We start from the raw sequence: 21,287 nt of genomic DNA, 5'->3' as shown, positions 1-21,287 counted from the left end.
CCTAGGCTATTATTTTGGCAATATAAACTCATCGAGTGATGAAATTATCGAGACACGTGGGTCGCCGGCCTTGGGCTCAAGGACGTTGCGGTGAATCTGCCAGGTATGGATTCCAAGGCCGCATGCGAGATCAGCAGCGTATGGGCTATCGTCGATGAGATGGATATCCTTCGCAGCCCGCGTGCCGATCAACTGCTGGAACAACTCGCCTCGACTCTGATTGTCAGATTGCTGAAAAACCATCTTGGGTTGTTTTAGCAATAAAGCTGACTGATGCATGGTCCTATCGAACAAGTCAGAGGCGTTCTGTGAGGCCGTATAGAAGATGACTGTCTGCCGGGCATCGTTAATACGCTCTAGTAGGCGTAGCGCGTCGTTGAAAAGTTTGGTGTTGGCACACAGGCGCTGAAATTCGCCCTGCTTGTAGTCGGCAAGCTCACAGGCATTAAATGAGTGGAGCGTGCCTTGGCTATGAACTTCTCTTTTCAACTTCAGAAGGCGTGAAGCTCCTTCCATTCGGGGACGCCCAGCAATGTGATTGATGTAGTCTTCATGAGTAAGTTCTGTGCCTCCCATTATTAAGGCGGTGTTGCGCCAGGCCTCGAAATGCGGTGTATCGATCAGTGTTCCGTCAAGGTCTATCATTATGAGAGATTGCATTGCTCAATCACCTCGTTGGGCATTTTTGGACATAACTAATTTCGCAATTCGAGTGGTCGAGTCGAATATCCCGTCGTCGGTCAGGACCATACGTCCGCCAGAGCTTTCAACCATGGCTTGTTCTGCCCGTAGTCTCACGTCTGAACTGTCGCTATAGTCCGCTCCCTTGAAATACACATCAGGTCGCAATGTCTTGATCATGTACTCGGCTGTCGGTGTGTTGTTGACAATCACATGATCGCAATAGCGGATGGAGGCAATAAACTCAGCCCGTTTACAGTCAGAGAAAACCGGTCGATCTGGCCCCTTACTGACAAAGTTGTCAGCCGTAATTGACACAAACAAGCGATCGACCATAGTACTGGCTCGCTTGAAATGATAAATGTGTCCGGGATGGACTATGTCAAAACAGCCGTGGCAAAGCCCTACGACGAGACCATTAGCACGACAATGCCTCAGGATATCCTGCAATTCTGCGATGTTGGTTAGAACGCCCATGATAGTGTCACTTCCTTGAAGTCAGAAATTTCGCCATTATGTTCAAGTGTTCGTAGTCGCACCAATAGTCGGGTAGTTGCCCGATAATCTGAAAGCCATTATTCAGATGAAACAGGTAGGCCGCCCGCTCCTTATCTATATTTCCGATGTCCAGGCATAAATAACGCTTGCCACGCTCAAAGGCATATTTTTCGATTTCCGAATACAACAACGAGGCAATTCCACAACGTTGATAGTCGCTATCAACGATCAACCAGTCTGCCCAGAGTGCCTGACTAGATGGAATCGGGCCGCGCGCACAGCCCATGGTTCCGACAACTAGCCCATCCAAAGTCGCGACAAAACGACTTCCTTCATGATCAGGACTCGCGAGTTCGTTGGAAAATTGGATATGTGCAATTTTCGTCAGGTCTTCTGAGGATGCAATTTGAGCAATCAAATTCAGTAATGCTGGTATATCGGCTTCTTTGAAGTGACGAATATAAATATCTTTATTGTATTCACTTTTCATGAAACTTTAACCTCTTCAGCGCCGAGTCCAGGCGATCACAAGCATCTTCGATCATCTTGGGGGTGTGAGCGGCCGATAACGTGACGGGTTCGGGACAATAACTAAGGGGCATCAGGAATCCGTACAGGTTATACTCCCTAGATAATATGTTAAACAATTTCTTGGCGAACTCTACAGGGTAGGAATTCTCTATTTCCCTCATTGTCCGAGGTCGCTCGTACGCGCCAATATGAACCCCGATCCGTCCGCCATAACTGTCGAGATAGCAGGGTATTCCGTGCTTGTCGAAAATATCCCTCAGGCCCTTCTTCAACTGGGACTCCAACGTCGCGATATATCGAAATACATTGCCGTCCGCAAGGTGCTCGATAACAGCAAGAGCAGCGGAAACCGAAAGATAGCGGCCTGTATTGGTACCGCTGACCTGTACAGGTCCCCGGGGGGCAATAATGTCCATGTACTCGGCTTTTCCGGCGATTCCGGCGATCGGCATGCCGCATCCGAACGCTTTACCGTAGGCCGCGATGTCCGGGACGACACCGTAGTCTTTCTGAGCCCCGCCGAGGTTGGCACGAAATCCGGTTAATACCTCATCAAAAATCAATAGAGCGCCATGTTGACTCGTAAGTGCGCGTAACTCCTGCAGGAATCCTTCGTCCGGTCTTATGCAGCCGATATTCAAGGCCACGGGTTCGAGAATGATACCGGCTATATCCTCCTTGTATCGTTCAAACGCCCTCTGAACAGCTTGTGAGTCGTTCCAGGGAATCGGGACAGTCAGCGTGCCGTATTCATCAGGAATACCGACGGTTCCTGAGAGGCGCTCCAACTCGGAACTGGCCAGTATTTGACCTGAGCGCGGAGATGAATCCACATTCCAAGTCAGAGAATCATTGAGTCCATGGAAATGCCCCTCGAACTTCAAGATGATACGTTTCCCGGTCACTGCGCGGGCTATGCGAGTGGCATACATGGTGGCTTCAAGCCCGGAATTGACCAAGCGTAATTTTTCCGCGCACGGCACAGCAGCGCAAAACTTTTCACTCAAAAGTCTATGTTTATCCGTTTCGTATTGCTGAAGAAATCCTTGCGACAAAGAGCTCGTTATAGAATCTTTGATAATGACACTATCGTGCCCTAAAAGACACGAACCCCACCCCATGATATAATCATCGTACCATTCCCCTGTGTCCAGTTGAACGCGCGCACCAGAGGCGTTTTTAATATTAACTGGGCCGACAACCGATAAATGATTCCACCCTGCTAGCACATTTCCTACACGTGTTTCCGTTGTGCATTTCATATATTTTGGCTCCTTCGGATAATCAGTGAACAGTTGGTGAAGGCTGGGCTGCGTGCGGTTCAAAAAATAATAGTCAATTGAAGTTGTGATCTGGTTACTCCTCTAGTCGCGCTTTTTATTGGAGTTTAGCCGACAGATTTGTGTTTTTTGAACCTCAGGTGGTGAGGGATTTAAAAATCGGTGGCCACTCCAGGTTAGCCTTAATTTCTATTTTTTATGGGTCGGTGCTTGCTAGTAAACGCCGCACATGCGGTGTTTTTGCATCAGTGAGTTATTAATGCTCGTGGATTATTTATTTTGCAATCGAATGATGTTGCGAAATTTCCTGTTGTTGCGTGGGCTTTTTCCTACGTGATGGCGGGGTAAATCTTTGATAATTTACACGTATGTTAAAACTTAGAAAGTTTCTATGCTGTTTCAACAGCTTGCAGTGTTTAAACGATTTTGACTTGTTCTCGTTTTTTGGTTCACTGTTTTCAAATATACGCACGCTTAGCCATTCAGGTGGGTGGTGCCTAGCAATGTCGAAAAAGAGTTCGCACCAGTTCATCATTGCGGCAATGATGTGATTGAAGACAATCTCAATAGGCAAGCCAGCGCACAGAGGGTGTCAACTCACGCGCTCTCCAGCTGTACTTGGCGTTCACAGCCAAATACGCGGTTGTCCAGTTCATTCAATGCGGGTAAGCGATCGCCCCGCTTACACCGTGACTACGGCTGCTCCCGCACCGTGACCCGCCATTACAGCGTGCCCTGCGTGTTTTCCACCGAGCAGCTGCGCTACCCGAAACCGGACGGCAGCATTTGCCTGCAGAAGAGTTTTGTCGGGGATGGGGTGAAGCTGGACTGCGCCGGCGGTTTTGGCGCGGTGATGATGGTAACGGCAACGTTCGGCATGGTCGCGGCGACCAAGGCTGTGGACAAGATTGTGGCTGGGGTGCGGCGGCCGGCGGATCGCGTTAAACCTGAGGTTTAACTGTTGCGGCTGAGGGCCCCTTCGCGAGCAAGCCCGCTCCCACATTGGATTTGTGGCGTACCTGGATTTTGTATCCGACACCGATCAAATGTGGGAGCGGGCTTGCTCGAAGGCGATTAACCAGCCAACTCCTTCATCCGATGAAGCACGGCATTCAAGCCATTGCTACGCGACGGGGAAAGCTGGCGGCTCAGCCCCAACTGACTGAACCACTCCGGCAGATCCACCTGTTGCAACTCAGTCGCGGACAACCCATTGACCCGCGCCAGCAACAACGCCACCAACCCGCGAATCAACCGCGCATCGCTGCTCGCGGAAAACTGCCAGTGACCATCTTCCAGCGCGCCCACCAACCACACTTGGCTTTCACAGCCATGCACCCGGTTGGCATCGACCTTATCCACATCGCTCAAGGCCGGCAGTCGGTCGCCCCACTGCATCAGCAACCGCGCCCGCTGTTCCCAGCTCGCAGCCTGCTGAAAGGTATCCAGCGCTAACACAGCATCGGCAGGCAAGTTCACCGCAACAACTCCAGCGCCTGATCCAGCGCATCAAAAAACCGCTCCAGATCTTCGGAATCGTTGTACAGCGCCAGTGAAACCCGAATCGCCCCGGCCAGTTCAAAGCTTTTCAACAGCGGCATGGCGCAATGATGGCCGGCGCGTACGGCGATCCCTTGTTCCGTCAGCAAATGCGCCAGATCGGAGTTATGCACACCCTCGACAACAAAACTGACCAGCGCCAACTGCGGTTTGCCCAACAGTCGAATGCCGGTGCGCGCCTCAAGGCCTTTGAGCAGATAGTCATGCAATGCCGCTTCGTGGGCGGACACGGCTTCCTGATCCAGTCCGGCCAGGTAGTCGAGGGTCGCACCCAGGCCGATCACGCTGGCAATCGGCGGCGTACCGGCCTCAAAACCCAGGGGCGCCGGGCGAAAGCGGGCGTCGTGATAATTGGCATCCATCACCATTTCACCGCCAAATTGCCAGTGACGCAGTTGCGCCAGCGCTTCATCGCGCCCGAACAGCACGCCGAGGCCCTCGGGGCCGTAGAGCTTATGGCTGGAAAACACATAGAAGTCGCACCCCAGCGCCTGAACGTCGTGCCGACCGTGGACTACGCCTTGGGCGCCATCGATCACGGTCAGCGCGTCATGCGCCTGGGCCATCTGCAGCAATGCGGGTAACGGCTGCCAGGCGCCGAGCACGTTGGACAGCTGACTGACCGCCAGCAGGCGTGTACGCGGACCGATCAGTCGAGCGGCGATGTCGAGATCGATCAAACCATCGCCATCCAGCGGCAAGATCACCAGCTTCAGGTCGCGGCGGTGGGCCAGTTGCTGCCATGGCAATAGATTGGCGTGATGCTCCAGGGCGCTGATGACGATTTCATCGCCCGGATTGAACAGGTGTTCCAGGCCATAGGCCAGGAGATTCAGCGCGGAAGTCGCGCCGTGGGTAAAGATGATCTGCCCGCAATCGCCGGCATTGAGCCATTGGGCGACCTTGCGGCGGCTGTCCTCGAACGCCTGGGTGGCATGGGCGCCGGGCAAGTGTTGCGCCCGATGCACGTTGGCCGCGCCGTTGGCGTAGTAATGCGCCAGGGCATCCAGCAGGGCTTGGGGTTTTTGCGTGGTGGCGGCGTTGTCCAGATAAGTCTGGTCCTGCCGTTGCAGAGCGGCGATGGCCGGAAAATCGGCGCGCCAGGGAGAGGGAATCATCATGTGTTCAGCCCTGTGAACTTGGGCGGATGTACACCGGACCTTGTGGGAGCGAGCTTGCTCGCGATGGCGTCCGTAAGGCCGCCAAAAAGCATCGCGAGCAAGCTCGCTCCCACAGGTGCCTGCGGCACTTAGTTGTGAGCGTGCAGCGCTTCGTTCAGTTCGATGGCCGATTTGTGGGTTTTGCATTCCACGGCACCGGTCTGCGAATTGCGGCGGAACAGCAGGTCCGATTGGCCGGCCAGTTCACGGGCTTTCACCACTTGCACCAGCGCATTGTTCTCGTCCAGCAACGCCACCTTGGTACCGGCGGTGATGTACAGGCCCGATTCAACGGTGTTGCGGTCGCCCAACGGAATGCCGATACCGGCGTTGGCGCCGATCAGGCAGCCTTCGCCGACCTTGATCACGATATTACCGCCGCCCGACAGGGTGCCCATGGTCGAGCAACCGCCGCCCAGGTCCGAACCCTTGCCAACGAATACGCCAGCGGAAACGCGACCTTCGATCATGCCCGGGCCTTCGGTGCCGGCGTTGAAGTTGACGAAGCCTTCGTGCATCACGGTGGTGCCTTCGCCGACATAGGCGCCCAGACGCAGACGTGCCGCATCAGCGATACGCACACCGGCTGGCACCACGTAGTCGGTCATTTTCGGGAACTTGTCCACCGAGAACACTTCCAGCAGGTCGCCACGCAGGCGGGCTTCCAGTTGACGCTCGGCCAGTTCGGCCAGGTCGATGGCGCCCTGGCTGGTCCACGCCACGTTCGGCAGCAGCGGGAAAATCCCGGTGAGGTTCAAACCGTGCGGCTTGACCAGGCGATGGGACAGCAAGTGCAGTTTGAGGTAGGCCTCAGGCGTGGAAGACAGTGGCGCATCTTCGGCCACGAGGGTTGCGACCAGCGGCTTGTGGCTTTCAGCCAGACGGGTCAGCAGGGCGGCCTGTACCGCGTCGACGCCTTTGAGCGCGTCGGCCAGTTGCGACGCCTGGGCGACGCTGAATGTGATGGCCTGGTTGCCTTCGGTGTAGCCCAGGATTGGCGCGACGGCGGCAACCAGTTCGGCCGACGGGTTGAGCAGTGGCTGGGCGTAAAACACTTCCAGCCATCCGCCTTGACGGTTTTGAGTGCCGACACCAAAGGCCAGGCTGAACAGGGTAGTGGACATGTAAATACCTCTAACAAAATTGAACGGGGCTGCCTTACTTGAGTGCTGCCGCGTAGATATCTGGCTTGAAGCCAATCAGGGTTCGGTCTCCGAGATCGAGCACCGGGCGCTTGATCATCGAGGGTTGTGCGAGCATCAGTTCGATGGCCTTGCGCTGGTCGAGATCGGCTTTGCGTTCGTCGTCGAGCTTGCGAAAGGTCGTGCCTGCACGGTTCAACACCACTTGCCAGCCGTGCTCGTCGCACCATTGGGTCAGGTGCTCACGGTCGATTCCGGCCGTTTTGTAATCATGGAAGTCATAGCTAACAGCGTGCTCATCGAGCCAGGTGCGCGCCTTTTTCATGGTGTCGCAGGCTTTGATGCCGAAAAGGTGCAACGTTTTACTTGAAACGGTCAAGGAATTGCCCCCTTTGCAGGTGCTGAAAATAAAAGGTGAAAGATTATGCCATGACCCTCGGGCGAAAACCCAAAACCCTGTGGGTGGTTCCTCAGGATGCGGCGCAGGCGGCGCTGGCTGTAGAGCTCAAGGCGCTGATCATGTCCGGGTATCGGCATCAGTTGGAGGTGTTCAACGATTCGGCGTAAGCCCGGGCGCTGGCGTTTCAGACGAACTTGCTGGAACGGCGGCTACGTTTGAAGGCACTGCGGGCGCAGCGCCTGGAGTTGTATAAGCTCAGTCGTCTGCAGCAGATTGGTGATGACGTGCTGCGGGAAGTATTGGGAGAACCAGATTTGAGTGAGGCCAATCTGGGGCAGGTCAAATAAACGCAATATGTATTCGGCTTAGAGCGCCGGATAGATATTGCTTATGTTTATTTTGTCCTGTGCGCTGATTTCTGGATTGATACCCACGAACCAGTCTCCATACGTGAGGAAGTTTGGTATGCAGTAATGCATAACGGAGTTTTTATCATAGTCTCCCAGAAAAATATCAGCGTTGGTTTCCAAGTCAAATAGATTGTGGTCAATATTTTCTCTGCTCCATCCTATATCGTTGGTGTAGTGTTCATAAACTATTTCCCGGTTCCAGGGGATGTTTGCCTGGGGGTGCAAGTGCGCGTGATGCAACCCCAGTGCATGACCGAACTCGTGAAGTATTGTCTGACGAAAAACCATATTGGGATGATCTATCCCTACCACGAGGGTGGGTTCGTCTGGCTGTCGTAGTAGCGCATCAGTCCCAATGGTGGAGTAGCTGTCCTTGCCTCTCATGGCGATTCGTATTTCGCCTTGCCCAGGCTCGACGAATTCGAAGCGCAGACCGACATGAGGTTCCCACTCGCGAATGATTCGCTCAGCGCCACGTTGCATGTCTTTGCGCACATCATCCATGAACGAAATGGTAAGGGTTGTTCCGTTTTTCCAGAACTTGCTGTAATAACCCACCGAACGTTTGCGACGCCCTCCTGGCAAAGTGCTAGCGATATTACTGGCATTTTGTTTGGCCGCCATATCGTATGAGCTTTGCTCGTTTAACGGCTGTTTCATTTAGACAAAGTGATGAGTATGCATGAGTGGTGTCCGTGTTGTTTCTAAGCGTTTATGTCTTTGCGGGGTGTCGGGCTCCAAGTGGTAACGAAGGTAATATACTTGAGAACTGCAGGGTGAATATTGTTGTAACTGGATGATGAATAGAAGTTCCGCCACTGCATTGCGCAGGGCGGAACTAATCTGTTCACTGTTTCGCGGTAATAAAAGCGCGAATCCGTTCAGCAGCCTCGACACACTCAGCCAGTGGCGCGACCAGTGCCATTCGCACACGGCCAGCGCCCGGGTTGACACCATCCACCTCGCGGGACAGGTAAGAACCCGGCACCACGGTCACGTGTTCTTCAACGAACAGGTCACGGCAGAACGCCTCGTCATCGCCATCCACATTCGGCCACAAGTAAAAGCCGCCATCAGGACGCTGCACATCCATCACCGGGCTGAGAATCTCCAGCACCGCGTCGTATTTCTCGCGATACAGCGCACGGTTGGCGCGCACATGCACTTCGTCATTCCAGGCGGCTACGCTGGCCAGCTGGGTCTGAACCGGCATCGCGCAGCCGTGGTAGGTGCGATACAGCAGGAAGCCTTTAAGAATGTCGGCGTCACCGGCGACGAAGCCCGAACGCAGGCCCGGCAGGTTGGAACGCTTGGACAGGCTGTGGAACACCACGCAGCGCTTGAAGTCCTTGCGGCCCAGTTCGACGCAGGCGCTGAGCAGGCCGGCCGGCGGGGTCTGTTCGTCGAAGTAGAGTTCGCTGTAGCACTCGTCGGCGGCGATCACGAAGTCGTATTCGTCGGCCAGGGCGATCAGTTTCTTCAGGGTGTCGACCGGGATCAGCGCGCCGGTTGGATTGCCCGGCGAGCACAGGAACAGGATCTGGCAGCGTTTCCAGATGTCCGCGGATACCGCATCGAAATCCGGGTTGAAGCCGTTTTCATCCAGGCATGGCAGGTAGTGCGGCTTGGCCCCGGCGAGGAACGCCGCGCCTTCGTAGATCTGATAGAAGGGGTTTGGGCTGACCACCAGCGCGTCATCGCCACGGTTGACCACGGTCTGGGTGAAGGCAAACAGTGCCTCGCGGGTGCCGTTGACCGGCAGCACGTTGCGCGCCGGGTCGAGCCAGCCGTTCGGGACGTCGAAGCGGCGCTCGCACCAGGCGGCGATGGCTTCGCGCAGGGCGGGGATGCCCAGGGTGGTCGGGTAGACGGCCATTTGATCCAGGTTGCTGGCCAGGGCTTCGGCGACAAAAGCTGGCGAACGGTGCTTCGGTTCGCCAATGGACAAGGCGATGGCCCTTTTATCCGGATTTGGCGTGACGGCGCCGAGCAAAGCGCGGAGCTTCTCGAACGGGTAGGGCTGCAACTGGTTCAGAGCGTTGTTCATCGATGGATCTCGTTCGGTTTGGGAGCCGACAAACCCCTGTGGGAGCTGGCTTGCCAGCGATGGTCGTTAACGATAACGCGTGCTTACCGGGTAAACGTGGCGCTTTTGAGTCCATCGCTGGCAAGCCAGCTCCTACAGAAGAGCAGGCCGTGGTGAGTTCATATGGTCAGTCGCGACAACGTGATTCCGGGTTCATTGCTGACCGTCAGCTGTTCGACGATCGCATCCTGCAAGCGGCTGCACAGCAAGGGGTCGGACAGTGGATGGTTGTTCGCATCGGTGATGAAGAACACGTCTTCCACGCGCTCGCCGAGGGTGGCGATCTTGGCGTTCTGCAACGACAGGTCGAATTCCAGGAAGATCGTGCCGATCCGTGCGAGCAACCCCGGGCGATCCGGGGCGCTGAGCTCCAGCACGGTGACCGGGCGCTGGGCGTCGTTGTGGATCGTCACCTGGGGCGCAAACGCGAAATGCTTGAGCTGGCGCGGTACCCGACGCTGAATGATGGTCGGGTAGTCGTCCGGGTTGCGCAGCGCTTCGGTCAGGCCGTCGCGAATCTGTTTGACCCGCACCGGATTGTCCCCGATCGAGTCGCCGTCGGTATCGAGCACGATATAGGTGTCGAGGGTGAACTGGCTGGTGGAGGTGATGACCCGGGCGTCGTGGATGTTCAGGTTAAGCTGGTCCATCGCGGCCACGGTCACGGCGAAGAAGTCGTGCTGGTCCGGTGCGTAGATGAAAATCTGCGTGCCGCCCTCGAACTCGCGCTGGGTGGTCTCCTTGATCAGTACCAGTGGCCCGCCATCGGCCGGCTGCTGAAGGATCGCATCACTGTGCCAGGCCACATCGCCGGCAGTGTGACGCAGGAAGTAGTCGTCGCCCAGTTGCGACCAGAGTTGCTCCACGTCATCCAGATCGGTGCCGCCGCGCACCAGGATGTCCAGGGCGGCGCTCTGGGTCTGGCGGATCTGTTCTTCGCGGTCCACCGGGTTTTCCAGGCCTCGGCGCAAGGCGCGCTTGGTCTCGGTATAGAGCTGGCGCAACAGGCTGGCGCGCCAGGAGTTCCATAGCGACGGGTTGGTGGCGTTGATGTCGGCGACCGTCAGTACGTACAGATAATCGAGGTGGGTTTCGTCGCCGGCGGTCTGCGCGAAATCGTGGATCACCTGCGGGTCGGACAAGTCCTTGCGCTGGGCAGTGGTCGACATCAGCAAATGGTTCTGCACCAGCCAGACAATCAGGCGGCTGTCCCACACCGGCAACTGGTGCCGCTGGCAAAAGGCTTCGGCATCCACCGCGCCGATTTCCGAGTGGTCTCCATGCCGGCCCTTGCCGATGTCGTGGTACAACCCCGCCAGGTAGACCAGCTCCGGCTTGGGCAGCTTGCCCATGAGCTTGCTGGCCAACGGGAATTTTTCCGACACCTGGGTGTACTGCAGCTTACGCAAGTGTTTGATCAGGTTCAGGGTGTGGGCGTCGACCGTATAGATGTGAAACAGGTCATGCTGCATCTGGCCGACAATGAAGCCGAATTCCGGCAAGTAACGCCCAAGGATGCCGTAACGGTTCATCCTGCGCAGGTTGCGATGGATGCCGATCTTGCACTTGAACAGCTCGATGAACAGGCTGGTGTTGCGAATATCGTTGCGGAAGTCATCGTCGATCAGGTGCCGGCACTCGCGCAGCAGCCGAATGGTGTCGGCGCGCACGCCTTTTATTTCCGGTTGTTGTGCCATCAGCACGAAGATTTCGAGCATGGCGAACGGCGTACGGCGGAACACGTTGTCGTTGCGCGCTTCGATGTAGCCATCATGCAGCTGGAATCGCGAGTTGATCGGCTGTGGCGGCGCTTCGTCTTCCGGGGCGAGGATGACTTCCTCGAAGTGCTGGATGATCAAGTCGCTGAGCTGGGCAATGCTCATCACCACCCGATAATACTGTTGCATGAAGTTTTCAATGGCTTGCTTGGCGTCATCGCCTGTGAACCCCAGGAGTCCGGCAATGGTGCGCTGGTGGTCGAACAGCAAGCGGTCTTCGCTGCGGCCGGCAAGCATGTGCAGCGCGTAACGCACCTTCCACAGGAATTCCTGGGAGGAGGCCAGCAGGGCGTTTTCGCTCTCGACCAGGAAACCTTCTCCGGCCAGCGCCCGCAGGTTGAGGGTGCCGTACTCGCGGCGGGCCACCCACAGAATCGTCTGAATATCCCGCAGGCCACCGGGCGAGCCTTTGACGTTGGGTTCCAGGTTGTATTCGGTGTCGTTGTATTTGTGGTGACGGGCCTTTTGCTCGGCGCGCTTGGCCAGGAAGAAATCCTTGCTCGGCCACATGTGCGCGGTGCTGGTGACGTCCAGCATGCGCTGGCGCAGGCGCTCGGGGCCGCAAATGGTTCGGCTTTCCATCAGGTTGGTGACGACCGTGAGGTCGGCGCGGGCCTCGACGGCACACTCGTCCACCGAGCGAACGCTCTGGCCGACTTCCAGGCCGATGTCCCACAGCAGCGTCAGAAAACGCTCAATGGAATCACGGAAAATTTCATGGTCGGCGCTGTCGAGCAGGATCAGCAGATCGATATCGGAAAAGGGGTGCAGCTCACCCCGACCGTAGCCGCCAACCGCGACCAGCGCGATGTCGGCGTCCTCGCTCCAGTCGAACTGCTCCCAGGCCTTTTGCAGGATGTTATCGACGAACCAGGCGCGATCCTCGATCAGCCGGCGAATCTCGCGGCCAGCACGAAAGCGCCCGTCGAGCACCTCGCGGGCTTGGCGGATCGCCTTCTTGAAGGCCGCGATCGGGCTTGCCTTCAAGGCCAGTTCCGCCTGGAACTGGCCTCGGTCGAAGAGTTCTGGGTCCACCTGCGGCATCGATTGGCTTTCCTGTCTATAAAAGGCTGGGAGCTGCGCGGGCCGGATCAGGCCGAAACGCGTGGGATGGTGTCATCGGCGCGCAGGGTGAAGATCTCGTAACCGGTGTCGGTCACCAGCAGGGTGTGTTCCCACTGTGCCGAGAGCTTGCGGTCCTTGGTGATCGCGGTCCAGCCGTCGCCCAGCACCTTGGTGTCGGCCTTGCCCTGGTTGATCATCGGCTCGATGGTGAAGGTCATGCCGGCCTTGAGTTCCATGCCGGTGCCGGCACGGCCGTAGTGCAGGATCTGCGGTTCTTCGTGGAAGACCTTGCCGATGCCGTGACCGCAGAACTCGCGAACCACAGAGAAACCGTTCTTTTCCGCGTGTTTCTGGATGATTTCACCGATGTCGCCCAGGCGGCAGCCGGGTTTGACGATTTCGATGGCTTTGTACATGCATTCCTGGGTCACTTGCGACAGGCGCTCGGCCCAGACCGGCACGGTGCCGACGTGGAACATGCGGCTGGTGTCGCCGTGGTAGCCGTCCTTGATGACGGTGACGTCGATGTTCAGGGTGTCGCCATCCTTCAACGGCTTCTCGTTCGGAATGCCGTGGCACACCACGTGATTGATCGAGGTGCAGATCGACTTCGGGTAGCCCTTGTAATTGAGCGGGGCAGGGATGGCCTTCTGCTCATTGACGATGTAGTCGTGGCAGATGCGGTCGAGCTCTTCGGTAGTGACGCCCGGCTTGACATATTCGGCAATCATTTCCAGCACGTCGGCGGCCAGTTTGCCGGCGACACGCATTTTTGCGATGTCCTCCGGGGTTTTTAGGGTGACGGTCATACAGGCTCTCTCTGCGCTCGATGGCGCTTGCTAAAACAAAAATGGGCGTTGCGCGAATCGAATCTCGCGGCCCCGAAAAACCCGATTCTATCAGACGAACAGGGCAAATCCGTGCCTCTGTGCGTCGCTTCTCTCCATGGAAGGGTGCGTTTGCGGCGAAATTCCAGGGCGCGCAATAAAAGGCCTGGCCTGGATTTCAGAATCCGGGTTCCGTTTTTTTGCACCTTGTGGTATAAAATGCGCCGCTTTCCGGGGATCCCCTGAAAAGCCTAAATCCACACACGTGTCGACACGATGACCTGGGTGCCTCAAGCGTAATGCTGGTGGTTGGTCATTGGGATACGTGGAGGCCAAACCCGACTTATTAAGGAACTATCATGTCCCAAGTCAACATGCGCGATATGCTGAAGGCCGGTGTGCACTTCGGTCACCAGACCCGTTACTGGAACCCGAAAATGGGCAAGTACATTTTCGGCGCGCGTAACAAGATCCACATCATCAACCTTGAAAAAACCCTGCCAATGTTCAACGAAGCGCTGACTTTCGTAGAGCGTCTGGCCCAGGGCAAAAACAAGATTCTGTTCGTCGGCACCAAGCGTTCCGCTGGCAAGATCGTTGCTGAAGAAGCAGCACGTTGCGGTTCGCCGTACGTCGATCACCGCTGGTTGGGCGGCATGCTGACCAACTTCAAAACCATCCGTGCTTCCATCAAGCGTCTGCGTGACCTTGAAGTGCAAGCCGAAGACGGTACTTTCGCCAAGCTGACCAAGAAAGAAGCGCTGATGCGCACTCGCGATCTTGAGAAGCTCGATCGTTCCCTGGGTGGTATCAAGGACATGGGCGGTCTGCCAGACGCTCTGTTCGTTATCGACGTTGATCACGAGCGCATCGCGATCACCGAAGCCAACAAGCTGGGCATCCCGGTTATCGGCGTAGTCGATACCAACAGCAGCCCGGAAGGCGTTGACTACATCATCCCAGGCAACGATGACGCAATCCGCGCTATCCAGCTGTACATGGGTTCGATGGCTGACGCAGTCATCCGTGGTCGCAACCACGTTGCTGGCGGTACCGAGCAGTTCGTTGAAGAAGCTCCGGCAGCTGCAGCTGAGTAATTGACGCCCCTGGCGTTGACTCAGTAAGCAAAAAGGGGGCTTGGCCCCCTTTTTGCCACCTCGAAAACCATTTGTGAGCAGCGCAGCTACAGCATTTGTAACGTGCAGCGGCTAACAAGGGTGATTCGGGAAGAATTGAACGCCCGTTCGATCGGGTGGAATGGTTGAAAACCTATCCAAGAGGAATTTTAAAATGGCAGAGATTACTGCAGCGTTGGTCAAAGAACTGCGCGAGCGTACCGGCGAAGGCATGATGGATTGCAAAAAGGCCTTGACCAAGGCCGGCGGCGACATCGAAAAAGCCATTGATGACATGCGTGCTTCGGGCGCCATCAAGGCTGCCAAAAAAGCTGGCAACGTTGCCGCTGAAGGCGCGATCGCTCTTAAAGAAGACGGCAAATCCGCCGTTCTGCTGGAAGTGAACTCGCAGACCGACTTCCTGGCTCTGCAGGACGACTTCAAGGCATTTGTTGCTGCAAGCGTTGAAAAAGCGTTCGCCGACAAGCTGACCGACGTCGCTCCGCTGATCGAAGCTCAAGAAGCCGATCGCCTGGTCCTGGTCGGCAAGGTTGGCGAAAACGTCAACATCCGTCGCCTGGCGCGCGTTGAAGGTGATGTTGTTGGTGGTTACCTGCACGGCAACAAGATCGGTGTTGCGGTTGTCCTGAAGGGCGGCAACGTTGAGCTGGCCAAAGACATCGCCATGCACGTAGCGGCGACCAACCCTGAATTCCTGCTGCCATCGGAAGTTTCCGCTGAAGCGGTCGAGCGTGAGAAGGGCGTGTTCCTGACCCTCAACGCTGACAAGATCGCCGGCAAGCCGGAAAACATCGTTGAAAACATGGTCAAAGGCCGTATCAGCAAGTTCCTGGCTGAAGCGAGCCTGGTTGAGCAGGCGTTCGTCAAGAACCCTGAAATCAAGGTCGGCGAACTGGCCAAGAAAGCCGGCGCTGAAATCGTTTCCTTCACTTACTTCAAAGTAGGCGAAGGCATCGAGAAGCCGGTCGACAACTTCGCTGAAGAAGTTGCTGCCCAGCTGGCTGCCGCCAAGCAATAAGACAGTTTTCAACTGTCGCCCTGAAGAGGCTGCCCGCTCACGCGCGCAGCCTCTTTTCAGATGGGGTGCCAAGTTTTTATTGGTTTCCCTTTGGAACTGGCTTACAAAGCCATGTTCCGATGGCGCTGAGGCAGCGCCACGCTAGAGTGAACAGCCAGCTGTAAACAGCTCGCACAGAATTTTTTTAAATACGCCGCAGGAGAGATTCGCAATGGCTCAGCAGGGCAGTGGTCATCAGGCTCGCTATAAACGCATTCTACTCAAGCTTAGCGGCGAGGCCCTGATGGGCTCGGAAGAGTTCGGGATCGATCCGAAAGTCCTGGATCGCATGGCGCTGGAAGTCGGCCAACTGGTCGGCATCGGTGTGCAGGTCGGTCTGGTGATCGGTGGTGGCAACCTGTTCCGTGGTGCGGCGCTGAGCGCGGCCGGCATGGATCGGGTCACTGGCGACCACATGGGCATGCTGGCTACCGTGATGAATGCCCTGGCCATGCGCGATGCGCTGGAGCGTGCCAATATCTCGGCCATCGTGATGTCGGCCATTTCCATGGTCGGCGTGACCGATCACTATGATCGCCGCAAAGCCATGCGCCACCTGAACGCCAAGGAAGTCGTGATTTTTGCGGCGGGCACCGGTAACCCGTTCTTCACCACGGATTCGGCGGCCTGCCTGCGTGCAATCGAAATCGATGCCGATGTGGTGCTCAAGGCGACCAAGGTCGATGGCGTGTACACCGCTGATCCATTCAAGGACCCGCATGCCGAGAAGTTCGATCATCTGACGTACGATGAAGTGCTGGATCGCAAGCTGGGCGTGATGGATCTGACGGCCATTTGCCTGTGTCGCGACCATAAGATGCCGTTGCGCGTATTTAACATGAACAAGCCCGGCGCCCTGCTGAACATTGTGCACGGCGGCGCTGAAGGGACCCTGATCGAGGAAGGCCAACAATGATCAACGAAATCAAGAAAGACGCTCAAGAGCGCATGAAAAAATCCGTGGAATCGCTGGCGCACAACTTCGGCCGTATTCGTACCGGCCAGGCGCATCCGAGCATTCTTGAAGGCGTGATGGTGCCGTATTACGGTTCCGATACGCCGATCAAGCAGGTCGCGAACATCACCGTCAAGGACGCCCGTACCCTGCAAGTGGTTGCCTTTGAGCGCAATATGCTGGGTGCTGTCGATAAAGCCATCGGCAGCGCAGGCCTGAACCTCAACCCGACCAACCTGGGTGAGTTGCTGCTGATTTCCATGCCGGCCCTGACCGAAGAAACCCGTAAGGGCTTCACCAAGCAGGCGCGCGATGTTGCTGAAGACGCTCGTGTTGCGGTGCGCAACATCCGCCGTGATGCGAATAGCCAGCTCAAGGATCTGGTCAAGGAGAAGGAAATCAGCGAAGACGAGGAGCGTCGTGCCACTGGCGAGATCGATGATCTGACCAAAAAGTACGTGGCTGAAATCGACGCGAATCTGGCGCAGAAAGAAAAAGACCTGATGGCCGTATAAGGGTCGCGTTGTCATGGATAAGATCAAGCAGAGTGCGCCGACCGCGGTGCCGCGCCATGTCGCGATCATCATGGATGGTAATAATCGTTGGGCGAAAAAACGCTTTATGCCGGGTGTCGCCGGGCATAAAGCGGGTGTGGACGCCGTTCGGGCAGTGATCGAGGTGTGCGCCGAGGCCAAGGTCGAGGTGCTGACGCTGTTCGCTTTCTCCAGTGAGAACTGGCAGCGTCCGGCAGCCGAAGTCAGCGCCTTGATGGATCTGTTCTTCCGGGCGCTGCGACGTGAAGCCAAGCGCCTGAACGAGAACAACATCAGTTTGCGCATCATTGGCGACCGTTCTCGCTTTCATCCGGAGCTGCAGGCTGCCATGCGTGAGGCCGAGGCCATGACGGTGGGGGCCAATCGCATGATCCTGCAGATCGCCGCCAACTACGGCGGTCAGTGGGATATCGCGCAAGCCGCGCAGCGTCTGGCACGGGAAGTTCAGGCCGGGCATCTGCGTCCGGAAGATATCACCCCGCAACTGCTGCAAACCTGCCTGGTCACCGGCGACCAGCCGTTGCCGGACTTGTGTATCCGTACCGGTGGCGAACATCGCATCAGTAACTTCCTGCTGTGGCAGCTGGCTTACGCCGAGTTGTACTTTTCCGACCTGTTCTGGCCGGACTTCAAACACGATGCCATGCGTAACGCGCTGGCCGATTACGCTTCTCGCCAGCGCCGCTTCGGTAAAACGAGCGAGCAGGTCGAGTCTGGAGCCCGGGTTTAATGCTTAAACAACGAATCATCACTGCACTGATCCTGCTACCGATCGCGTTGTGCGGGTTTTTCCTGCTCGAAGGCTTCGGGTTTGCGCTGTTCATCGGGCTGGTCGTGACCCTGGGGGCCTGGGAATGGGCGCGCCTGGCGGGTTTCGTCGAGCAGCCGATCCGCATCGCCTATGCGGTGGTGGTCGCGTTGATGTTGTTTGTCATGTACATCGTGCCGGGGCTGGCGCCGTGGGTGTTGGGCGCTTCGGTGCTCTGGTGGGGGGTTGCGACCTGGCTGGTACTGACCTACCCGCGCTCCAGCCAGCATTGGGCCAGCGCCGCCTGCAAGCTGACCATCGGTCTGCTGGTTCTGTTGCCGGCCTGGCAAGGTCTGGTCCAGATCAAGCAGCAACCCCTGGGTAACTGGCTGATCATGGCGGTGATGGTGCTGGTCTGGGGCGCCGATATCGGTGCTTACTTTTCCGGTCGCGCGTTCGGCAAGCGCAAGCTGGCCCCCCAGGTCAGTCCCGGCAAAAGCTGGGAAGGCGTGTATGGCGGGTTGGCGGCGAGCCTGGTGATCACGGCAATCGTCGGGATCGTTCGCGACTGGAGTTTCGCGCAAATGCTGATCGGTCTGATCTGCGCCGCGGTGATCGTGTTTATCTCGGTGGTGGGTGACCTCACCGAAAGCATGTTCAAGCGTCAATCCGGGATCAAGGACAGCAGCAACCTGCTGCCGGGTCACGGTGGTGTGCTCGATCGCATCGACAGCCTTACGGCGGCGATTCCAGTGTTTGCCGTGTTGCTGTGGATGGCCGCATCGTGAGCCGCCCTCAGCAGATTACCGTGCTGGGCGCGACCGGCTCGATAGGCTTGAGCACCCTCGATGTCATCGCGCGTCACCCTGAGCGTTACCAGGTATTTGCCTTGAGCGGCTTCACCCGCTTGAGCGAGTTGCGGGCGCTGTGCGTGCGTCATGCGCCGCGGTTTGCCGTGGTGCCCGAGGCGAGCGCTGCGCGAGGCTTGCAGGACGATTTGCATGCGGCTGGCCTGTCGACCCGCGTGCTGGTTGGGGAGGAGGGGTTGTGCCAGGTGGCGGCCGACCCTGAAGTCGATGCCGTGATGGCGGCTATCGTCGGCGCGGCGGGCTTGCGTCCGACCCTGGCGGCGGTCGAAGCCGGCAAGAAAATCCTCCTGGCCAACAAAGAAGCGCTGGTGATGTCCGGTGCGCTGTTCATGCAGGCCGTGCGTAAAAGCGGTTCGGTGCTGCTGCCGATCGACAGTGAGCACAACGCGATTTTCCAGTGCATGCCAGGGGATTTTGCCCGTGGTCTGGGGGCCGTCGGTGTGCGTCGGATTTTACTTACAGCCTCGGGTGGTCCGTTCCGACAGACACCGATGGCTGAACTGGTGCATGTTACCCCTGATCAGGCGTGTGCTCATCCCAACTGGTCCATGGGGCGCAAGATTTCAGTGGATTCGGCCAGCATGATGAACAAGGGGCTCGAGTTGATCGAAGCCTGCTGGCTGTTCGATGCCAAACCATCCCAGGTCGAGGTGGTGATTCACCCGCAGAGTGTGATTCATTCGTTGGTCGATTACATCGATGGTTCGGTGCTGGCCCAACTGGGCAATCCGGACATGCGCACGCCCATCGCCAATGCGCTGGCCTGGCCAGAGCGGATCGACTCGGGCGTACCGCCGCTGGATCTGTTTGCGATCGCGCGCCTGGATTTCCAGGCGCCCGATGAAGATCGCTTCCCTTGCCTGCGCCTTGCGCGCCAGGCGGCGGAAGCGGGTAACAGTGCGCCGGCCATGCTCAATGCGGCGAATGAGGTGGCAGTCGCGGCCTTTCTCGACGGACGGGTTCGTTACCCGGAAATCGCGAGTATCATCGAGGAAGTGTTGAATCTCGAGCCGGTGGTTGCGGTGGACGATCTCGACGCTGTGTTCACGGCGGACACCAAGGCCCGTGTGCTGGCCGGGCAATGGTTGAGTCGTCACGGGCGGTAAGTGCTGCAATACGTCGGCCCATGCAGCAACGAACAGGATTGCGGAGAAAGTAGATGAGCGCGCTCTATATGATTGTCGGCACCCTGATAGCCTTGGGTGTGCTGGTCACCTTCCACGAGTTCGGCCATTTCTGGGTCGCACGTCGCTGTGGGGTCAAGGTGCTGCGTTTTTCCGTGGGCTTCGGCATGCCGCTGCTGCGCTGGCACGACAAGCAAGGCACTGAGTTCGTGGTCGCCGCCATCCCCCTGGGCGGCTATGTGAAAATGCTGGATGAGCGCGAGGGCGAAGTACCTGCCGATCAGGTCGGGCAATCCTTCAATCGCAAATCCGTCCGTCAGCGCATCGCAATCGTCGCGGCCGGTCCGATCGCCAACTTTTTCCTGGCGATGTTTTTTTTCTGGGTCGTCGCCATGCTCGGCAGCGAGCAGATACGACCTGTCATCGGTGCCGTCGAGTCCGGCAGTATCGCCGCCAAGGCAGGTCTGAGCGCCGGTCAGGAAATCATTGCCATCGATGGCGAGCCCACTTCGGGCTGGGCGGCGGTCAATCTGCAGCTGGTGCGTCGCCTGGGCGAGAGCGGTGCCCTGCAGTTGCTGGTGCGCGAACAGGACTCCACGGCGGAGTCGCCTCGGGAGCTGGTGCTGGACAAATGGCTCAAGGGGGCCGATGAGCCGGACCCGATTCGCTCGCTGGGTATTCGTCCCTGGCGTCCGGCCCTGCCACCGGTGCTGGCCGAACTCGATCCAAAAGGCCCGGCCCAGGCTGCCGGCCTGAAGACCGGTGATCGATTGCTCGCCCTGGACGGCAAGGCTCTGGATGACTGGCAGCAAGTGGTCGATATCGTCCGCCTGCGCCCCGACAGTAAAATCGTCCTGCGCATCGAGCGCGACACTGCTCAGCTCGACGTCCCGGTGACACTGGCGGCGCGTGGCGAGAAGAAGGCACCCAGTGGTTATCTGGGCGCCGGGGTAAAAGCAGTCGATTGGCCGCCCGAGATGATTCGGGAGGTCAGTTACGGTCCGGTGGCAGCAATCGGGGAGGGTGCTCGACGCACCTGGACCATGAGTGTGCTGACCCTGGATTCGCTCAAGAAAATGTTGTTCGGCGAGCTCTCGGTAAAAAACTTGAGTGGACCGATAACCATTGCTAAAGTGGCGGGCGCTTCTGCCCAGTCGGGTGTCGCTGATTTCCTGAATTTCCTTGCTTATCTGAGTATTAGCCTGGGTGTTCTGAATTTGTTGCCTATTCCGGTACTGGATGGGGGGCATCTGTTGTTTTATCTGATCGAGTGGGTGCGTGGTCGCCCCTTGTCGGATCGGGTGCAGGGTTGGGGGATACAGATCGGTATCAGTTTGGTGGTCGGGGTGATGTTGCTTGCTCTGGTCAATGATCTGGGTCGACTGTAACGCTTCGCTGAATTGCGAATCTGCCGCATTTTGCGGCA

At 57.5% G+C, this 21,287-nt stretch carries 20 protein-coding genes and 2 pseudogenes; 10 read left to right on the top strand and 12 right to left on the bottom strand.

Translation table 11 applies throughout. The features are described 5' to 3' along the window. Positions 1-9: 9 nt before the first annotated feature. Genes J2W17_RS25075 through J2W17_RS25060 form a run of 4 tightly spaced genes read right to left on the bottom strand, consistent with a single transcriptional unit; the run spans position 10 to position 2,972 of the window. On the bottom strand, positions 10-660 hold the full coding sequence (locus J2W17_RS25075; protein ID WP_307340993.1) for a hypothetical protein: 651 nt from the start codon (positions 658-660) through the stop codon (positions 10-12). A gap of 3 nt (positions 661-663) precedes the next feature. Continuing rightward, a complete protein-coding gene (locus tag J2W17_RS25070; RefSeq protein WP_307340990.1) occupies positions 664-1,158 on the bottom strand; it encodes an adenylyltransferase/cytidyltransferase family protein in 495 nt (164 codons plus the stop codon). Between the two features lie 7 nt (positions 1,159-1,165). Continuing rightward, positions 1,166-1,669 (bottom strand): GNAT family N-acetyltransferase, encoded by a 504-nt coding sequence (locus J2W17_RS25065; protein WP_307340987.1) that lies wholly within the window; start codon positions 1,667-1,669, stop codon positions 1,166-1,168. After that, positions 1,659-2,972 (bottom strand): aspartate aminotransferase family protein, encoded by a 1,314-nt coding sequence (locus tag J2W17_RS25060; protein WP_307340984.1) that lies wholly within the window; start codon positions 2,970-2,972, stop codon positions 1,659-1,661. Before J2W17_RS25060 ends, J2W17_RS25065 begins: the two co-directional genes overlap by 11 nt. A gap of 700 nt (positions 2,973-3,672) precedes the next feature. Between J2W17_RS25060 and J2W17_RS25055 the strand changes: the two are divergent. Further along, positions 3,673-3,948: pseudogene (locus J2W17_RS25055) on the top strand (tRNA threonylcarbamoyladenosine dehydratase); the annotation flags it as partial. A 116-nt stretch (positions 3,949-4,064) separates the two neighbouring features. Here the strand turns inward: J2W17_RS25055 and J2W17_RS25050 are convergent. From J2W17_RS25050 to J2W17_RS25035, 4 genes are all read right to left on the bottom strand, one after another. Continuing rightward, positions 4,065-4,469, bottom strand: a complete 405-nt coding sequence (locus J2W17_RS25050; protein ID WP_307340982.1) for a SufE family protein — start codon at positions 4,467-4,469, stop codon at positions 4,065-4,067. Further along, on the bottom strand, positions 4,466-5,671 hold the full coding sequence (locus J2W17_RS25045) for an aminotransferase class V-fold PLP-dependent enzyme (RefSeq protein WP_307340979.1): 1,206 nt from the start codon (positions 5,669-5,671) through the stop codon (positions 4,466-4,468). Before J2W17_RS25045 ends, J2W17_RS25050 begins: the two co-directional genes overlap by 4 nt. Before the next feature lie 128 nt (positions 5,672-5,799). Next, the gene (dapD, locus tag J2W17_RS25040) at positions 5,800-6,834 is read right to left on the bottom strand and encodes a 2,3,4,5-tetrahydropyridine-2,6-dicarboxylate N-succinyltransferase (RefSeq protein WP_307340974.1); all 1,035 of its coding nucleotides are present in this window, start codon (positions 6,832-6,834) and stop codon (positions 5,800-5,802) included. A 34-nt stretch (positions 6,835-6,868) separates the two neighbouring features. Continuing rightward, positions 6,869-7,231 (bottom strand): ArsC family reductase, encoded by a 363-nt coding sequence (locus J2W17_RS25035; RefSeq protein ID WP_064676097.1) that lies wholly within the window; start codon positions 7,229-7,231, stop codon positions 6,869-6,871. A gap of 89 nt (positions 7,232-7,320) precedes the next feature. On the opposite strand from J2W17_RS25035, the pseudogene J2W17_RS25030 reads away from it, so the two are divergent. Further along, positions 7,321-7,599: pseudogene (locus tag J2W17_RS25030) on the top strand (Na+/H+ antiporter); the annotation flags it as partial. Positions 7,600-7,617: 18 nt separating this feature from the next. Here the strand turns inward: J2W17_RS25030 and J2W17_RS25025 are convergent. The 4 genes from J2W17_RS25025 to map form a co-directional block, all read right to left on the bottom strand. Beyond that, entirely contained in the window at positions 7,618-8,322 is a 705-nt protein-coding gene (locus J2W17_RS25025; protein ID WP_307340969.1) for a M12 family metallopeptidase, read from the bottom strand. Positions 8,323-8,509: 187 nt separating this feature from the next. Next, positions 8,510-9,709, bottom strand: coding sequence for a succinyldiaminopimelate transaminase (gene dapC, locus J2W17_RS25020; RefSeq protein WP_307340966.1), 1,200 nt, complete (start codon positions 9,707-9,709; stop codon positions 8,510-8,512). 158 nt (positions 9,710-9,867) lie between these two features. Beyond that, positions 9,868-12,570, bottom strand: a complete 2,703-nt coding sequence (locus tag J2W17_RS25015; protein ID WP_307340963.1) for a [protein-PII] uridylyltransferase — start codon at positions 12,568-12,570, stop codon at positions 9,868-9,870. Positions 12,571-12,617: 47 nt separating this feature from the next. Continuing rightward, positions 12,618-13,400 (bottom strand): type I methionyl aminopeptidase, encoded by a 783-nt coding sequence (map, locus tag J2W17_RS25010; RefSeq protein ID WP_307340960.1) that lies wholly within the window; start codon positions 13,398-13,400, stop codon positions 12,618-12,620. Between the two features lie 377 nt (positions 13,401-13,777). Here map and rpsB point away from each other — a divergent pair, with 377 nt between their 5' ends. The 8 genes from rpsB (at position 13,778) to rseP (ending at position 21,249) form a co-directional block, all read left to right on the top strand. Beyond that, on the top strand, positions 13,778-14,515 hold the full coding sequence (gene rpsB / locus J2W17_RS25005; RefSeq protein ID WP_007907989.1) for a 30S ribosomal protein S2: 738 nt from the start codon (positions 13,778-13,780) through the stop codon (positions 14,513-14,515). Positions 14,516-14,708: 193 nt separating this feature from the next. Further along, positions 14,709-15,572, top strand: a complete 864-nt coding sequence (gene tsf / locus J2W17_RS25000) for a translation elongation factor Ts (protein ID WP_154997187.1) — start codon at positions 14,709-14,711, stop codon at positions 15,570-15,572. Positions 15,573-15,783: 211 nt separating this feature from the next. Further along, positions 15,784-16,527 (top strand): UMP kinase, encoded by a 744-nt coding sequence (pyrH, locus tag J2W17_RS24995; protein WP_064676102.1) that lies wholly within the window; start codon positions 15,784-15,786, stop codon positions 16,525-16,527. Next, on the top strand, positions 16,524-17,081 hold the full coding sequence (gene frr / locus J2W17_RS24990; RefSeq protein WP_007907979.1) for a ribosome recycling factor: 558 nt from the start codon (positions 16,524-16,526) through the stop codon (positions 17,079-17,081). The genes pyrH and frr overlap by 4 nt, the downstream gene beginning before the upstream one ends. 13 nt (positions 17,082-17,094) lie before the next feature. Continuing rightward, positions 17,095-17,850: a polyprenyl diphosphate synthase gene (uppS, locus tag J2W17_RS24985; RefSeq protein WP_307340951.1), complete on the top strand. Its 756-nt coding sequence runs from the start codon at positions 17,095-17,097 to the stop codon at positions 17,848-17,850. Continuing rightward, the gene (locus tag J2W17_RS24980; protein ID WP_307340948.1) at positions 17,850-18,656 is read left to right on the top strand and encodes a phosphatidate cytidylyltransferase; all 807 of its coding nucleotides are present in this window, start codon (positions 17,850-17,852) and stop codon (positions 18,654-18,656) included. The genes uppS and J2W17_RS24980 overlap by 1 nt, the downstream gene beginning before the upstream one ends. Beyond that, positions 18,653-19,843, top strand: coding sequence for a 1-deoxy-D-xylulose-5-phosphate reductoisomerase (ispC, locus tag J2W17_RS24975; protein ID WP_307340945.1), 1,191 nt, complete (start codon positions 18,653-18,655; stop codon positions 19,841-19,843). The genes J2W17_RS24980 and ispC overlap by 4 nt, the downstream gene beginning before the upstream one ends. Positions 19,844-19,896: 53 nt before the next feature. Continuing rightward, positions 19,897-21,249 (top strand): sigma E protease regulator RseP, encoded by a 1,353-nt coding sequence (gene rseP / locus J2W17_RS24970; protein ID WP_307340943.1) that lies wholly within the window; start codon positions 19,897-19,899, stop codon positions 21,247-21,249. Positions 21,250-21,287: the final 38 nt, after the last annotated feature.

It is taken from the genome of Pseudomonas lini, assembly GCF_030812475.1.
GTDB lineage: Bacteria > Pseudomonadota > Gammaproteobacteria > Pseudomonadales > Pseudomonadaceae > Aquipseudomonas > Aquipseudomonas lini_A.
The sequence above is the reverse complement of the archived record's forward strand: the minus strand, read 5'-3'. Positions and strand labels throughout refer to the sequence as shown.

Coding starts and splice junctions, on each gene's coding strand:
- J2W17_RS25065 (WP_307340987.1), bottom strand. CDS start 1,669: ATGAAAAGTGAATACAATAAAGATATTTATATTCGTCACTTCAAAGAA.
- dapD (WP_307340974.1), bottom strand. CDS start 6,834: ATGTCCACTACCCTGTTCAGCCTGGCCTTTGGTGTCGGCACTCAAAAC.
- J2W17_RS25060 (WP_307340984.1), bottom strand. CDS start 2,972: ATGAAATGCACAACGGAAACACGTGTAGGAAATGTGCTAGCAGGGTGG.
- J2W17_RS25070 (WP_307340990.1), bottom strand. CDS start 1,158: ATGGGCGTTCTAACCAACATCGCAGAATTGCAGGATATCCTGAGGCAT.
- rpsB (WP_007907989.1), top strand. CDS start 13,778: ATGTCCCAAGTCAACATGCGCGATATGCTGAAGGCCGGTGTGCACTTC.
- pyrH (WP_064676102.1), top strand. CDS start 15,784: ATGGCTCAGCAGGGCAGTGGTCATCAGGCTCGCTATAAACGCATTCTA.
- frr (WP_007907979.1), top strand. CDS start 16,524: ATGATCAACGAAATCAAGAAAGACGCTCAAGAGCGCATGAAAAAATCC.
- tsf (WP_154997187.1), top strand. CDS start 14,709: ATGGCAGAGATTACTGCAGCGTTGGTCAAAGAACTGCGCGAGCGTACC.
- J2W17_RS25075 (WP_307340993.1), bottom strand. CDS start 660: ATGCAATCTCTCATAATGATAGACCTTGACGGAACACTGATCGATACA.
- J2W17_RS25045 (WP_307340979.1), bottom strand. CDS start 5,671: ATGATGATTCCCTCTCCCTGGCGCGCCGATTTTCCGGCCATCGCCGCT.
- J2W17_RS24980 (WP_307340948.1), top strand. CDS start 17,850: ATGCTTAAACAACGAATCATCACTGCACTGATCCTGCTACCGATCGCG.
- dapC (WP_307340966.1), bottom strand. CDS start 9,709: ATGAACAACGCTCTGAACCAGTTGCAGCCCTACCCGTTCGAGAAGCTC.
- J2W17_RS25015 (WP_307340963.1), bottom strand. CDS start 12,570: ATGCCGCAGGTGGACCCAGAACTCTTCGACCGAGGCCAGTTCCAGGCG.
- uppS (WP_307340951.1), top strand. CDS start 17,095: ATGGATAAGATCAAGCAGAGTGCGCCGACCGCGGTGCCGCGCCATGTC.
- rseP (WP_307340943.1), top strand. CDS start 19,897: ATGAGCGCGCTCTATATGATTGTCGGCACCCTGATAGCCTTGGGTGTG.
- J2W17_RS25025 (WP_307340969.1), bottom strand. CDS start 8,322: ATGAAACAGCCGTTAAACGAGCAAAGCTCATACGATATGGCGGCCAAA.
- map (WP_307340960.1), bottom strand. CDS start 13,400: ATGACCGTCACCCTAAAAACCCCGGAGGACATCGCAAAAATGCGTGTC.